We start from the raw sequence: 12,874 nt of genomic DNA on the forward strand, positions 1-12,874 counted from the left end.
TTACGCAGCCAGCGCTACCTCGTAGTTGTCGTCATTGGCAACTAATAGTTTGCAGCTTTGGATTTACGTGATTGGCTACCATCACGGCATGCACCGCAGGTTTTGTTACCGTCGTCGAATCCGTAACGCCCCCAGTGTTGGGTGCAAGTTTACCATAAATCCGGTTTTGCCATTGGCTTACGAGCAGCACGCTGCATTTGACAACGGCCAAGGTCTGTCCAACTCTTGGGTAATCAAGCACTGTGCTGAACTAACAATAATTACTCGGGGAGAGCGCTATGGGTGATATCTCAATAGATGTATCAATCAACATAACGGCCATTGTCGTGGCAGCCGTCGCGGGGTTCTTTGTGGGCGGATTATGGTACTCGCCGGTGCTGTTCGGAAAGGCCTGGATGAAGGCCGCGGACATCTCCGAGGAGCAAATCGCAGGCGGTAACAAGGCCAAGATCTTTGGTCTGACCTTTATCTTTCTACTGATCATGAGTGTCTGCCTGGCGATGTTTCTTGGCACACCAGAGATCACCCTACAAAGCGGCGCTCTATACGGATTTCTGACGGGTTTTGGCTGGATCTTCTTTGCCTTCGGTGTGGTCGCTTTGTTTGAGCTGCGATCCTGGTCCTACATTCTGGTGAACGGTGGCTACTGGGTAGTCACCATGACCTTGATGGGCGCCATACTCGGCGGCTGGAAGTAGCCCGCAATCACCAACCTTTGCGATTGGCTAGGTACTGCTCTTCTTCGGCCGTGCTTGTTCGACCCAGATCGGCATTTCGAGTGGGGTAGCGGCCAAATTCTGCGATAACTTTTTCGTGCGCTATGGCATAGCGCAGAGCGTCTCCATTGCCCAGAGCTTCAAACAGACGCAGTCCCTCTTTGTGCACGGCCAGTGACTCCGAGTGCATGTACGGCATGTAACTAAAATAGCGCTGATCGTCGCTCATACGCAGATCATCCCCCCGGGCAACGGCCTCTTGAGCCAGCACCAGCGCAATGCCATCCTGGGCATAGGCCCGCGGACCTTCTCTAAACAGATTCCTAGAGAACTGATCGAGAACAATGACTTCGGCGCAGCGTCCCTCGGGCGTTGATCGCCACTCCCAACACTCACCCAGCCGTGCGGCCTCAAGCGTGGGTAAAAAGCGCTCCCGGCACAGCGCATCAAAGGCATCAGATTGTTTGAACCAGCGCTTGGCGCCGGCCTCTTCAAACCAAAAATCTAAAACTGCGTCCGCGCTTTCCATGGAGCAAGTCTACTCCGCTCGGCGAGTCTTAGCCTACAAATGCACGCTCGATGACGTAGTCACCCGCAGTTCCCTGATTGGGCGACACAGTAAAGTTACGCCGATCCAGTAGAGAAGAAATGTCGTCCAGCATCGCAATACTGCCGCAGATCATGGCGCGATCCTGTGCGGGGTCAATCGCGGGAAGACCCAGATCAGACTCGAGCTTGCCGCTTTCCAGTAGCTCAGTGATTCGCCCATTGTTTTTAAAGGGCTCGCGAGTGACCGTGGGGTAGTACAGGAGTTTCTCCCGCACTTCTTCACCCAGATACTCATGCTGCGGTAACTCAGTGGTGAGGTAGTCGTGGTAGGCGAGATCACTGATGTGGCGCACCCCGTGTACCAGCACGATTTTCTCGTAGCGGGCGTAGGCGTCGGGGTCACGGATGATGGACATGAAGGGCGCCAGGCCGGTGCCGGTAGCAAACAGATAAAGGTGACGGCCCGGGTGCAAATCCGTAAGCACCAAAGAACCTACGGGCTTTTTACCCAGCAGTACTTCATCGCCCACGTTGATGTGCTGTAGGCGGGAGGTGAGTAAGCCGTCTGCGATCTTGATGCTCAAGAATTCCAGTTCTTCTTCGTAGTTGGCGCTGGCTATGCTGTAGGCACGCAGGGCAGGCTTACCTTCTACTTCCAGACCGACCATCGTGAAATGGCCGTTCTCAAAGCGAAACTCGGGCGCACGCTCGGTTTTGAAGCTGAACAGTCTGTCGTTCCAGTGCTTTACTTCGGTAACTTTGGCGGGTGCTACGGCGGCCATGACGGATCCTCAAATACGGTTTAAACGGCTTATACGTTACGAGCCGCGAATTCTGATCACCCTGGCGGTTACCTGCAAGGAAATCACGGGGTATTTCAAGAACGGTTTTTCCTAACCTTATTCCCTGATTCTTCAATCTCCTGTGGTGGACAGCTCCCGCGGTGCTGCCTAGACTTCCAAAACATCCGCAATAAATAACAAAATAAAGGTTAGAACATGGAATACGACCTAAAGATTACCGGTGGTTTGGTGTATGACGGTGAGGGCTCAGAGCCCCGGCAAACCAACGTCGCCGTTCGCAACGGCACTATCGTTGCTATTGGTGAATGCGCCGGTGACGCGCGCGAAACTCTTGACGCAACAGGTCATATCGTGACCCCCGGCTTTGTGGACCTTCACACTCACTACGACGGTCAGGTCTCCTGGGATGCGGGCATGCAGCCCAGCGTTAACCACGGCGTAAGCACCGTGGTCATGGGTAGCTGTGGCGTTGGCTTTGCGCCCGTACGCGAAGCAGACCGGGAAAAACTCATCCGCTTGATGGAAGGCGTCGAGGATATTCCCGGGATCGCTCTGGCAGAGGGGCTTACCTGGGATTGGGAGACTCTCCCCGAGTACATGGACGCCCTGGATGCAAAGCCCCATAGCATCGACTTTGCGGTGCAGGTTACCCACGATCCTCTGCGGGTTTACGTGATGGGCGACCGCGCGGTCTGCAATGAGCCCGCTACCGAGACAGATATCGCGGCCATGAGAAAGATCACCCGCGAGGCGCTCGAAGCCGGTGCCATTGGTTTCTCTACCGGGCGTTCTGACGTGCATCGCAGCGCTGATGGCGACTGGACTCCGTCCTCCGAGGCGACCACCGAAGAGCTTGCCGGTATCGCGAGCGCCTTTGCCGGGTTATCCCACGGTACTTTGCAGGCGGTGAACGATTTTGACCTCGAGCGTGAGGGGGATGCCTTTGATAAGGAGTTCGATATTCTTGAAAGCATGGCCGAGGCAGGGGAGGGGCGTCCGTTTTCCCTTTCGCTAATGCAACGGGATTTCGCCCCCGATCAATGGCGGCGCATTATCGATCGAGCAGAGAAGGCTGAAGCCAAAGGCGTGAGCATGCGTCTGCAAACCGCACCTCGGGGCATCGGTGTGATCACCGGTCTGCAGTGCACCTTTCACCCGTTTATTGGATTTCCCAGCTACAAAGCCATTTGCGATCTGCCTCTTCAAGAGCGCGTAGCAAAGATGAAGGACGCGGCCTTTAAAGCGCAGATTCTGACCGAAGAGTCCGAGACCCTGGCCGGCGATGGTACCCCTGTGCCACCGATTGTTGACGCGCTTATGGCAGCCATCGATTACGTGGCCAGTAAGACTTTCCTGCTAGGTGAGAACCCTGAATACGAGCAGAGCGCCGAAACATCAGTGCTGCACATGGCCCAGGAAAAGGGCGTGTCGTCCCTTGAGATGATCTACGATCTTTTATTGGAAGACGATGGACAGGCCTTGCTCTACTTCCCCATCTATAACTACACCAACATGAACTTTGATAACGTGTTCGAGATGATGTCCCATCCACAGTCCATCATGGGGCTGTCCGATGGTGGTGCCCACGTCGGGACCATCTGCGACTCGAGTTTCCCAAGCTATCTGTTGACCTATTGGGCGCGGGATCGTGCTCGCGGCGGTAAGATTGAGCTCGCCGAAGCCATCCGTCGCTTAACCTCAGACATAGCTGATTACTGCGGCATGGCGGATCGCGGCCGACTCAAGGTGGGCCTCAAGGCAAACATTAACGTGATCGACTTTGAGAATCTGCGATTGTTCGCGCCGCGCATGGTGCAGGACTTGCCCGCAGGTGGACAGCGTTTGTTACAGGACGCGGCGGGATACCGAGCTGTCATCGTCGATGGCGAAACGGTTCTTGAGAACGATCAGCTAACGGGCAAGAACCCCGGTCGTCTGTATCGGGCGGGGCAGCAGGCCTTGGAATCTGTTGCCTGAGCGAAATCTGCATTTATCACAATATTGTCAAACAAAATCAGCTAAGCTGCGCTGCAGTTTTTAACCACGCGGGCGAAGTACCCGCGCATTTGTGACACCGAGAGAGTCAACTATGTTCAAACCCGTACAACTATTAGCCAGCGGCTTTTTGGCGCTGAGCGTACTGCTTGCGCCTCTGGCGCTTGCAGGCGACACACTGGATCGCGTCGTCAAGAACAAAACATTAGTAGTCGGCATGTCCGGCGATCAGCCACCCATGAATATGCGAAACCGCCAGGGTGAGCTCATGGGCTTTGACGTAGATTTGGCCAATGCCCTTGCCAGCGCCATGGGCGCTGAACTCAAACTCAGCCCTATGCCTTTTGGTGATCTGACTAAGGCGCTGGAAGACGGTGACGTCGATATGGTCCTCTCAGGTATGGCGATTACCGCTGAGCGATCCAGAAGCGCGTCGTTTGTGGGTCCTTACATGATGAGTGGTAAGTCGATTCTTGCAACGCGCACAGCGCTCGAGCAGATCGCGAGCGGCGGCATTGCAGCTACCGACGTAAAACTAGCGGCACTGAAGAACTCTACCAGTGCAACTTTTGTGACCCAGGCAGCTCCCAACGCAACGCTTGTTGAGGTCGCTAACTACGACGAAGCGATCGCCATGGTTACCAGCGGTGAGGCAGCGGGCATGGTTGCAGATGCTCCCGTGTGCAAGCTTCAGGTTCTGAGAAACCCTGACGCGGGTCTTGTCACTCTGGATAAGCCACTCACCGTAGAGCCTTTTGGTATTGCTCTGGCTTCTGGTGATGCGGAGTTTTTGAATCTGGTGCAAAACTACCTGCGCGCCTACGAGGGTACAGGCCTCCTCACTAAACTGCGTCAAAAGTGGTTGGAGAACAGCTCTTGGGTTGCAGCGCTACCCTAGCCCTTTATGGTGTGACGAACGCCCTGGTCTGCGACCGGGGCGTTTTTGTTTGGGCTGCCCGTGATTAACGCTCTGGTAAGTACTTTTGCCGATATCGGTCTTTATCAGATGCTCGCCATCTGGGCGGCATTGCTGTTTGCTTCGCTGCTCCGCGCGTTTACCGGATTTGGTTTTGCTTTGGCCGCCATGCCGGTTTTATCGCTCTTTGTGGCGCCCACGGAAGCCGTAGTGATTACTGCGTCTCTAACCCTCGGGACCAGCTTGTTGACGGTACACAAGTTTTGGCCTGATGCGCCCAAGCGCCCTTTGCTGCCAATTTGTCTTGCGTCGATCCTTGGGACCGTTGGGGGAGCGCAACTGCTAAAACACGTCTCCGTGGATCAGTTTCAAATGTGGATAGGGCTCGGCGTGCTTGCTGCTTGCGCTGTTCTCACAATGTTTCATCCAGCACCACGTGTCCCGAAATTTGGAGTTCCGACCACAACCGGTTTGCTATCGGGATTGATGAACGGTGTTTTCGCCATTCCCGGCCCGCCCGTCATTATCTTTGTCATGGCGACGCAGGGAGATGCCAAGCACAGCAGGGCCATGCTGCTTACGTTTTTTATGCTCTCTGCGGTCATCGCGCTCTGTGTGTTTGGTATTTCCGGCTACCTCACGACAAAGAGCTTTTGGATGTTTCTGTTGGGTATGCCTGCGATGATGATTGGCGATCGCGTGGGGCATGCGGTCTTCGCGCGCTATGGGAGTCTTCTCTACCGTCGCATAGCCTTGTTTGTGCTCTACGCTGTGGGTATCAGCATTACTGTAAAAGCCCTGGCTGCCTAGCACGTAGTGCATAACAGATAGCGCTTAGCGCACAAACAGGCTCGACTACTGTTTTACGGCGTCTCGCATGATGCGCTGCTTTTGGACGCCCCATTCACGCTCTTTCTGCGTTTGCCGCTTGTCATGGCTTTGCTTGCCGTGAGCGAGGGCAATCGCTGCTTTGACGAGATGACCCTTCCAATAAAGCTTGGTGCAAACACAGGTCTGTCCCTTGGCACTGATAGCGGCCAGAATTCTGGCTAGCTCGCGGCGATTCAGCAAAAGCTTGCGGGTCCGCGTAGGGTCCGTCACATAGTGTGTCGACGCGGTCGCCAGCGGTGTTATTTGCGAGCCGAGCAAGAACGCTTCGCCATCCTTCATCATCACGTAGGAATCCGTCAGCTGCGCTTTTCCTGCGCGCAGGGCTTTAACCTCCCAGCCGGTGAGGGCGACCCCCGCCTCAAAGGTTTCCAGAAGTTGATAATCAAAGCGCGCACGTTTGTTCTGAACAATCGTTGTGTCGACTTTTTTGGCGTTTTTCTTTCCCATGGGGCCTATTGTACAGGCTGTCTACCCTCGAAGAGCGATCAATGTGCTTTGCAAGGGCGCTTTGCTCGGGCAAGCTGTGCATTAACCAAGTGCTTCGGACTTCGATGAACCTTTACCTACCTGTGGAACGCTGGCAATCCCGAACGACCTTCGTGTTCGCTCTTGCGATGGCGGCGGTGGGACTGGGTAATCTGTGGCGCTTTCCCTGGCTTATGGGAGAGCACGGCGGAGCACCGTTTTTCTTTAGCTATCTCTTGTGCCTGTTTTTTATTGCCGTGCCATTGCTGGTTGCTGAAGTAGTGCTGGGCAGCCATGGCCGAGGCTCTCCGTTCTTGACGCTAAGCTGGGCGGCGGACGTATCGGGTCGATCCCGCCTCTGGTTAACGGTGGCGCTGCTGTCCTGTCTGGCGGGATTTTTGTTGCTGGTGTCCTATCTGCTGATTGCGGGTTGGAGTTTGTCCTATGCCTATCAACTGCAGCTGGGAGGCTTTGCCGCTATCAGCCTGCCCGGTGCGGCGGAGGTGCTGGCGAGCAAGCTATCCGCGTCGGCGGGTCTTATGCGCTGGCAGCTTTTGGCGGCGGTGCTATTGGCGGTGGCAGTGGCCGTGGGCGTGCGCAAAGGCATTGGCTTGTTTGTCTGGATTGCTATCCCCTTAATGATGTTTCTGCTGGGCGTGCTTATCAGCTTTTCCGTGGAGTTTGGCGATCTCGGCGCCGCCGGTGCGTATCTGTTTGCCTGGCAACCTCTGGATTTTGATCGAGGCTCCTTTATGGCCGCGCTGGGTCATGCCTTGTATACCCTGTGCATCGGTGTCGCGGTGGGAATGAGTTACGGCGCTTACGCGCCGCACAAGCTGCCCATTGTTCGTTCGGTGATTACCGTGGCGATCTTTGACGTGGTGGTCGCTGTTGCCGCCGGTGTAGCGATCTTTCCGCTGTTGTTCGCCAATAACCTCATGCCCGCACAAGGCTTTGGGCTGCTATTTGTCAGCGTTCCCTACGCCTTCGGTAACATGCCTTTTGGTGATTTGTATGGTGCGCTGTTCTTTCTGACTGTGACTCTCATCGCTCTCGGAACTGCCGTTGCGCTTTTGGAGCCCATTGTCAGCGTGTTAGAGCAGCAGTTCCGCGTGCGCCGAGTCCTCGCAGCCATCAGTGTGACGGCGGTGGCGTTTCTATTGTCTGTCTACGCGACTGTTGATCTAGCTTCGGCGGCTCCGGGCGAGGGCTTTCTTCTGTGGTTGGATGGCGTGACCTCCGAGTGGCTCATTCCTGCGGCGGTGCTGCTTCTTGCGTTGTTTGTAGGCTGGCGAATGCCCCGCGAGCTTCTCCGGCGGGAACTCGCTCGAGAGCCCGACATCCTGTTTTCGCTGTGGTACTTTCTCATCCGCTTTGTGGCTGTGCCCGTGATTGCTTTTGCCTGGCTTTGGTTATCATTGGTCCCTTGAACCCGAATAACGACACTTATGACTTCCATACACCGTAGTGCACTCCTGCCGTTTTCCAACAAGCAGCTTTTCGTACTCGTTAACGATATCGAAGCCTACCCGCAGTACATGGACGGCTGCGTCGGTGCATCGATCCTGCGCACGGACAACGAGCACGTAGAGGCGCGTCTGGATTTGGCCCGGGGCGGGATCTCGCAGAGTTTTACTACCCGCAATGAATTGGTGCCCTACGAAACCATTCGTCTGACGCTCAAAGATGGGCCTTTTGATCAGTTTGCGGGAGCCTGGCATTTTCAGGCGCTGGCGGAGCAGGCCTGTAAAGTTTCGCTGGATCTCGAGTTCAGCTTTCGTGGCGGACTTCTTAGCGCCGCCGCAGCAAAGCTCTTTGATCGAGTGACGGGCAATCTCGTGGATGCCGTAGTGCGTCGCGCGCAGGATGTCTACGGTACATGAGTGAGACGGCGACAATTTCTATAGAAGTGGTTTATGCCCTTCCAGATCGCCAGAAGATTGTGCAGTTAACTGTGCCCGAGGGGACGAACGCTCTCGCCGCAGCGCAGCAATCGGGGCTTGAGCAAGAGTTTGATGATCTGACGATTAATGAGGAGAGCCACCTGGGCGTCTTCGGTAATCGCGCGGCGCACACGCAGGTTTTGCGCGACGGGGATCGGGTAGAGATCTACAGACCCTTATTGGCGGATCCCAAAGAAGTGCGAAAAGAACGTGCCGCCCGGGCCAAAGCGCGACGAGAGACTCAGTCCAGCGGCTAGCTGTTCTCGGCCGATGCCTGCTCAGCATTGTTCCCAGCGTCCGCCGGGTCCTGGGACTCTTCGGCTTCGTCGCCGGCCGCATTGGGATTAGCCCAGTCAGGTAGGTAGTCACCGGTGATGTTCACCAGACTGTCACCCTCAAAGAAAATACGCACCTGCGCTTCGCGGATGATATCGGCCCCGTTTCGGATCACGTAGGGATAGTCCCAGCGATCGGGCTGAAAGGTGTCCTCCACCAGCGGCGAACCCATGATAAAGCGCACCTGCCGACGGCTCATGCCGGGCTGGAGCTGCTCGATCATCTCCTGGGTCACCAGATTGCCCTGCTCAACATCAATCTTGTAAACGCCGGGAAAGCCCACAAAACCGCAGGCAGACAGTGCTGCCAGAGAGGCTGTGAGCAACAGGGCCCGCAAAATGTGCCGAGGTCGTATCAAGGACTAACTTCCACTAGTGAGGTAGGGGTGGCATCATACCGATGAGCGCCCCGTCAGAGAAGTGCACCCGCATGCCATTTAGTAACCAAGATCTTCGCAGTGCTGGCCTTAAGGTCACACTCCCCCGCGTCAAAATTCTGCAAATTCTCGAGGATTCAGATCAGCACGCACGCCATATGAGTGCCGAAGACGTTTATCAGGCCCTTCGGGACGCGGGAGAGGACGTAGGTCTTGCGACGGTTTATCGCGTGCTCACCCAGTTTGAGGGCGCGGGACTGGTGACTCGGCATAATTTTGAAGGCGGACACTCTGTCTTCGAGCTCGATCATGGTGAGCATCACGACCATATGGTTTGTGAAGATACGGGTCAGGTGATCGAGTTTAATGACCCGATCATCGAAGAGCGACAGCACAAGATCGCCGAAGAGCACGGCTTCGAGTTGGTGGGACACTCTCTGGTCTTGAAAGTGCGAAAGCGCGACCCTAAGTAAGTCCCGGTCCGGTTCTGCGAATCGCTTGGCCGCCTAATCCCGACTTTCGAGCATCTCCCGGGCATGGGCCAGGGTGTTTTCGGTCATCTTGAGGCCGCCCAACATGCGCGCGATTTCGTCGACGCGTTGGTTCTCGTCAAGCTCATGGAGCGATGACGCCAGCTGTTTGCCCTTGCCGGACTTTTCGACCTGCAAATGCTGCTGCCCTTGTGCTGCAACCTGCGGCAAGTGCGTGACGCACAGCACCTGAGCGTTTTTGCCCATATCCGCCAACAGGCGACCAACGACTTCGGCCACGGCGCCGCCGATGCCAACATCCACCTCGTCAAAAACCATGCTGGGCACGGTGGTGTTGCCAGCGGTGGCTACCTGAATGGCCAAGCTAATGCGTGAGAGTTCGCCGCCGGAGGCAATGCGACCCAGAGACTGCGGCTCGGCGCCCGGGTTGGTGCTGATAAGCAGTTCGATGTCTTCCTGCCCCAGGGGGTGAGGGTCGCTCGTTTCGCGTTTGTTCAGGGCAATCTTGAACAGACAGTTACTCATGGAGAGTTTTTTGAGGAGTTTGCTGACCTCTTTTTCCAGCTTTGTCGCCGACTTTTTGCGGGCACTGCTGAGTTTGCCGGCCACCGATTGGTAATCCGCCAGCTGCTCAGCCAGAGTGGCTTCCAGAGCCTCTATCCGTTCATCGCTGGAATCTAGGGTGGCCAGTTCTTCGCTGAGAGACTGATGATGCGAGCTGAGCTGTTCGGGCATGATGCGATGCTTGCGCGCGAGAGCGTATATCGACTCCAGTCGGGCCTGCACGTCTGCAAGACGCTGGGGGTTGTTCTCGGTACTGGCAAGATACTGCTGTAACTCGCTGCGAGCTTCTCCCAGCTGTATGGCAGCCGAGTCGAGCATCTCACGGACGCTGTCTATGGTTTTGCCTTGATGCAAATCCTCCGCGAGGGTCGTTAGGGCTTCACGCACGCCCGTTTCGTTAGCGTCGCAAAGCTCTATGGCGCTAGCGGCCTGGCGCTGAATCGCGTCTGCGTTTTCCAAAACGCGCTGTTCGTCTTCGAGGGTTTGCAGCTCCGTATCGCCTAGCGCCAGCTCATCAAGCTCGCCCACTTGATAACGCAGGAGCTGCTCACGGTCGGCCTGTTCCTGCTGGCTGCTGCGCAGAGTTTCAAGCTCGTTTCTGAGGCGTAGCCAGTCATTGGCCGCGCTTGCGGTCTTTTGCGCGGTAGCGATTTGCCCCGCGTAGCTGTCCAGAAGCATGCGTTGATGCGGACGCCGCAAGAGCGACTGATGAGCGTGCTGGCCGTGGATATCCACCAGCAGCTCACCCAGAGCGGCGCAGTCCTGCAAGGTGGTTGGGCGGCCGTTGATATAGGCCCGGGACCGTCCCTCGCGGGTGATGACTCGCCGAAACAGGCAATCGCCGTCGGCCTCTAAATCGTGATCCTTAAGCCATTGCTGGGCAGCGGTCATGCCATCAATGTCAAAGCGGGCGCTGATATCTGCGCGATCCTGACCGGGGCGGATAGCGCTGGGATCCGCTCGATCACCCAGACACAAACCCAGCGCGTCGAGCATGATGGACTTGCCCGCGCCGGTTTCGCCGGTAACGACGGTCAGACCGTCGCGCAAATCAACCTCAAGGGTTTCCACGACAGTGAACTGACTAATAGTGATCTGGCTGAGCATAGGAATCCGCTTCGGTGTAGCGAGGGTTTATAACTCATCCTTGGGAGCGCATAAACAGCAAATTGCGCTGATTGCCTTCCTCGCTTTGTGTTCCGGGTCGTCTGTGCTAAAACCGTGGCTAGTGTTGAAGTGAGTGGATGTATTTGGATCGGGAGCTAACAGACAGGTCAGGAACGTTATTGAGAACGCTGGTGGCCCTGCACATCCGCGATGGCAGCCCGGTAGGTTCTCAAACGCTTCGCGAGGAGTCGGGCCTTGCGGTGAGTCCCGCCACCGTCCGAAACGCCATGTCTGATCTTGAAGAGCGCGGTTTTTTACATTCTCCCCACACCTCTGCGGGCCGTGTGCCCACGGATCAAGGCTATCGTTTTTTTGTCGACAGCCTTATGCAGGTAAAAGATGAGCTCGACCCCAGCGCTTTTGATGTGCTGCGTCAGGAGTTAAACCCCGATCGTAATACCACGGACCTGGTGCAGGCCGCATCGAGCATGTTGTCGTCCATTACCTCTCAGGCGGGCGTTGTTACCGTGCCGCGTCCCACTCAGCAGCCCCTGCGTCAGGTGGAGTTTTTGCCGCTGTCGGGTGACCGGGTGCTGGTGATTCTCGTGATCAATCAACGGGAAGTGCAAAACCGCATCATTCATACCCGGCGGGTGTTTTCTGACGAGGAGTTGCGTGCCGCAGCCGCGCAGATAAACCAGCGCTTTGCCGGTCAGGCCCTTGCTGATGTGCAGGAGCAGGTGGATCGCGAGCTGCTCGCCGCGCGCAATACCCTGGACGACTATCTATCTGCAACGCTGGATCTTGCCCAGCGAGCCTTAGCCGAAGAAGCCAATCCGTCGGACTACCTGATCGTCGGCGAGTCGCGTCTGTTTGAGGGCGCCAGCCCCGAAGAGCTGCAGCGCCTTCGTGAGTTGTTCGCAACGCTGGAAAGCAAGCAGGACCTCCTGCACCTGCTGGAGCGATGCTCGGAAGCTGATGGCGTCAAGATATTCATCGGCGAAGAGGCGGGCACCCAAATTCTGGGAGATTACTCCCTGATTACCGCGCCCTATGGCGATGGGGCGCGCACCTTGGGTGTCCTTGGGGTCATTGGCCCCACCCGCATGGCCTATGACCGGGTTATTCCTATTGTCGATGTGACGTCAAAGATGCTGAGCGCCGCCCTCACTAACTGAGCTTTGCCCGTCAATTTTCTCTAGATCCGCCTTGTATTTGCTCTAAAAGCCCCCATATCCGCTGAACAACGATCATCTTCGGCCTTGCCGCCGGGATGTGCGCCTTTTTAAATCAAAGACCAGGAGATCACCGGTGGCGGAAGACAATCGCGATCAGGAGTCGCTTGACGACGTGGCAAACGAGCAAGCGGTAGAGGGGCAGGAATCCTCGGATGTCGTTGAAGACGCAGCAATGTCTGCTTCGGACGATGGCGATGGGGGCTCATCTTTAGAGTCTCAGATTGAACAGCTTGAGGAAGAGCTAGGGCAGGCCAAAGATCAGGCCCTGCGTGCTCAGGCCGATGCTCAAAATGCCCACCGTCGCGCCGATCAGGACGTCGAAAAAGCGCGGAAGTTTGCGCTGGAGCGTTTTTGTAGCGAGCTGCTGCCAGTCGTGGATAACCTTGAGCGGGCACTGGAGGCAATAAACAGCGACGATCCTGCGCTGAGTTCGATTACCGAAGGCGTTGATCTGACCCTCAAAAGCTTTGTCGGCGCGCTGAGT

Annotated in this window: 15 protein-coding genes and 1 other RNA gene; 10 read left to right on the top strand and 6 right to left on the bottom strand. The window is 56.3% G+C overall.

Annotated elements, in window-relative coordinates; translation table 11 throughout:
- Positions 1–133: a transfer-messenger RNA gene (gene ssrA / locus ACTG39_RS12115) on the bottom strand; the annotation flags it as partial.
- 145 nt (positions 134–278) lie between these two features.
- Here ssrA and ACTG39_RS12120 point away from each other — a divergent pair.
- Positions 279–698 carry a DUF1761 domain-containing protein gene (locus ACTG39_RS12120; RefSeq protein WP_439107823.1) on the top strand — a complete coding sequence of 140 codons (420 nt, stop codon included), beginning with the start codon at positions 279–281 and terminating at the stop codon, positions 696–698.
- Positions 699–705: 7 nt separating this feature from the next.
- On the opposite strand, the gene ACTG39_RS12125 is transcribed toward ACTG39_RS12120, so the two are convergent.
- Both ACTG39_RS12125 and ACTG39_RS12130 read right to left on the bottom strand, forming a co-directional pair.
- On the bottom strand, positions 706–1,245 hold the full coding sequence (locus tag ACTG39_RS12125; RefSeq protein ID WP_439107824.1) for a DUF924 family protein: 540 nt from the start codon (positions 1,243–1,245) through the stop codon (positions 706–708).
- A 28-nt stretch (positions 1,246–1,273) separates the two neighbouring features.
- Positions 1,274–2,047, bottom strand: a complete 774-nt coding sequence (locus ACTG39_RS12130; protein ID WP_439107825.1) for a ferredoxin--NADP reductase — start codon at positions 2,045–2,047, stop codon at positions 1,274–1,276.
- A gap of 216 nt (positions 2,048–2,263) precedes the next feature.
- On the opposite strand from ACTG39_RS12130, the gene ACTG39_RS12135 reads away from it, so the two are divergent.
- From ACTG39_RS12135 to ACTG39_RS12145, 3 genes are all read left to right on the top strand, one after another.
- The gene (locus tag ACTG39_RS12135; protein WP_439107826.1) at positions 2,264–4,045 is read left to right on the top strand and encodes an N-acyl-D-amino-acid deacylase family protein; all 1,782 of its coding nucleotides are present in this window, start codon (positions 2,264–2,266) and stop codon (positions 4,043–4,045) included.
- Between the two features lie 112 nt (positions 4,046–4,157).
- On the top strand, positions 4,158–4,961 hold the full coding sequence (locus ACTG39_RS12140) for a transporter substrate-binding domain-containing protein (protein ID WP_439107827.1): 804 nt from the start codon (positions 4,158–4,160) through the stop codon (positions 4,959–4,961).
- A gap of 60 nt (positions 4,962–5,021) precedes the next feature.
- The gene (locus ACTG39_RS12145; protein WP_439107828.1) at positions 5,022–5,789 is read left to right on the top strand and encodes a sulfite exporter TauE/SafE family protein; all 768 of its coding nucleotides are present in this window, start codon (positions 5,022–5,024) and stop codon (positions 5,787–5,789) included.
- Between the two features lie 45 nt (positions 5,790–5,834).
- Here the strand turns inward: ACTG39_RS12145 and smpB are convergent, their stop codons facing one another.
- Complete coding sequence (gene smpB, locus ACTG39_RS12150) at positions 5,835–6,317, bottom strand: SsrA-binding protein SmpB (protein ID WP_439107829.1); 483 nt, start codon at positions 6,315–6,317, stop codon at positions 5,835–5,837.
- A 104-nt stretch (positions 6,318–6,421) separates the two neighbouring features.
- On the opposite strand from smpB, the gene ACTG39_RS12155 reads away from it, so the two are divergent.
- Genes ACTG39_RS12155 through ACTG39_RS12165 form a run of 3 tightly spaced genes read left to right on the top strand, consistent with a single transcriptional unit; the run spans position 6,422 to position 8,535 of the window.
- Positions 6,422–7,765 carry a sodium-dependent transporter gene (locus ACTG39_RS12155; protein WP_439107830.1) on the top strand — a complete coding sequence of 448 codons (1,344 nt, stop codon included), beginning with the start codon at positions 6,422–6,424 and terminating at the stop codon, positions 7,763–7,765.
- A gap of 18 nt (positions 7,766–7,783) precedes the next feature.
- Positions 7,784–8,218 (top strand): type II toxin-antitoxin system RatA family toxin, encoded by a 435-nt coding sequence (locus ACTG39_RS12160; RefSeq protein WP_439107831.1) that lies wholly within the window; start codon positions 7,784–7,786, stop codon positions 8,216–8,218.
- Complete coding sequence (locus ACTG39_RS12165) at positions 8,215–8,535, top strand: RnfH family protein (RefSeq protein WP_439107832.1); 321 nt, start codon at positions 8,215–8,217, stop codon at positions 8,533–8,535. Before ACTG39_RS12160 ends, ACTG39_RS12165 begins: the two co-directional genes overlap by 4 nt.
- Here the strand turns inward: ACTG39_RS12165 and ACTG39_RS12170 are convergent.
- Positions 8,532–8,972 (bottom strand): outer membrane protein assembly factor BamE, encoded by a 441-nt coding sequence (locus ACTG39_RS12170; RefSeq protein ID WP_439107833.1) that lies wholly within the window; start codon positions 8,970–8,972, stop codon positions 8,532–8,534. The two genes, ACTG39_RS12165 and ACTG39_RS12170, sit on opposite strands and share 4 nt — an antisense overlap.
- A gap of 71 nt (positions 8,973–9,043) precedes the next feature.
- Between ACTG39_RS12170 and fur the strand changes: the two genes are divergently transcribed.
- The gene (gene fur / locus ACTG39_RS12175) at positions 9,044–9,463 is read left to right on the top strand and encodes a ferric iron uptake transcriptional regulator (RefSeq protein WP_439107834.1); all 420 of its coding nucleotides are present in this window, start codon (positions 9,044–9,046) and stop codon (positions 9,461–9,463) included.
- A gap of 33 nt (positions 9,464–9,496) precedes the next feature.
- Here the strand turns inward: fur and recN are convergent, their stop codons facing one another.
- Positions 9,497–11,152, bottom strand: coding sequence for a DNA repair protein RecN (gene recN, locus ACTG39_RS12180; protein WP_439107835.1), 1,656 nt, complete (start codon positions 11,150–11,152; stop codon positions 9,497–9,499).
- Between the two features lie 137 nt (positions 11,153–11,289).
- Between recN and hrcA the strand changes: the two genes are divergently transcribed.
- Together hrcA and grpE are read left to right on the top strand one after the other, a co-directional pair.
- Positions 11,290–12,330, top strand: coding sequence for a heat-inducible transcriptional repressor HrcA (gene hrcA, locus ACTG39_RS12185; RefSeq protein ID WP_439107836.1), 1,041 nt, complete (start codon positions 11,290–11,292; stop codon positions 12,328–12,330).
- A gap of 133 nt (positions 12,331–12,463) precedes the next feature.
- Positions 12,464–12,874: nucleotide exchange factor GrpE (grpE, locus tag ACTG39_RS12190; protein WP_439107837.1), on the top strand; the 411-nt coding region annotated here is incomplete at its 3' end.

The sequence above is a fragment of the Congregibacter sp. genome (genome assembly GCF_965662665.1).
Lineage (GTDB): Bacteria > Pseudomonadota > Gammaproteobacteria > Pseudomonadales > Halieaceae > Congregibacter.

What these genes read in the sequence shown, in the direction of transcription:
- ACTG39_RS12120 (WP_439107823.1), top strand. Translation starts at nt 279, where the DNA reads ATGGGTGATATCTCAATAGATGTATCAATCAACATAACGGCCATTGTC.
- ACTG39_RS12125 (WP_439107824.1), bottom strand. Translation starts at nt 1,245, where the DNA reads ATGGAAAGCGCGGACGCAGTTTTAGATTTTTGGTTTGAAGAGGCCGGC.
- ACTG39_RS12130 (WP_439107825.1), bottom strand. Translation starts at nt 2,047, where the DNA reads ATGGCCGCCGTAGCACCCGCCAAAGTTACCGAAGTAAAGCACTGGAAC.
- ACTG39_RS12135 (WP_439107826.1), top strand. Translation starts at nt 2,264, where the DNA reads ATGGAATACGACCTAAAGATTACCGGTGGTTTGGTGTATGACGGTGAG.
- ACTG39_RS12140 (WP_439107827.1), top strand. Translation starts at nt 4,158, where the DNA reads ATGTTCAAACCCGTACAACTATTAGCCAGCGGCTTTTTGGCGCTGAGC.
- smpB (WP_439107829.1), bottom strand. Translation starts at nt 6,317, where the DNA reads ATGGGAAAGAAAAACGCCAAAAAAGTCGACACAACGATTGTTCAGAAC.
- ACTG39_RS12155 (WP_439107830.1), top strand. Translation starts at nt 6,422, where the DNA reads ATGAACCTTTACCTACCTGTGGAACGCTGGCAATCCCGAACGACCTTC.
- ACTG39_RS12160 (WP_439107831.1), top strand. Translation starts at nt 7,784, where the DNA reads ATGACTTCCATACACCGTAGTGCACTCCTGCCGTTTTCCAACAAGCAG.
- ACTG39_RS12165 (WP_439107832.1), top strand. Translation starts at nt 8,215, where the DNA reads ATGAGTGAGACGGCGACAATTTCTATAGAAGTGGTTTATGCCCTTCCA.
- fur (WP_439107834.1), top strand. Translation starts at nt 9,044, where the DNA reads ATGCCATTTAGTAACCAAGATCTTCGCAGTGCTGGCCTTAAGGTCACA.
- recN (WP_439107835.1), bottom strand. Translation starts at nt 11,152, where the DNA reads ATGCTCAGCCAGATCACTATTAGTCAGTTCACTGTCGTGGAAACCCTT.
- hrcA (WP_439107836.1), top strand. Translation starts at nt 11,290, where the DNA reads ATGTATTTGGATCGGGAGCTAACAGACAGGTCAGGAACGTTATTGAGA.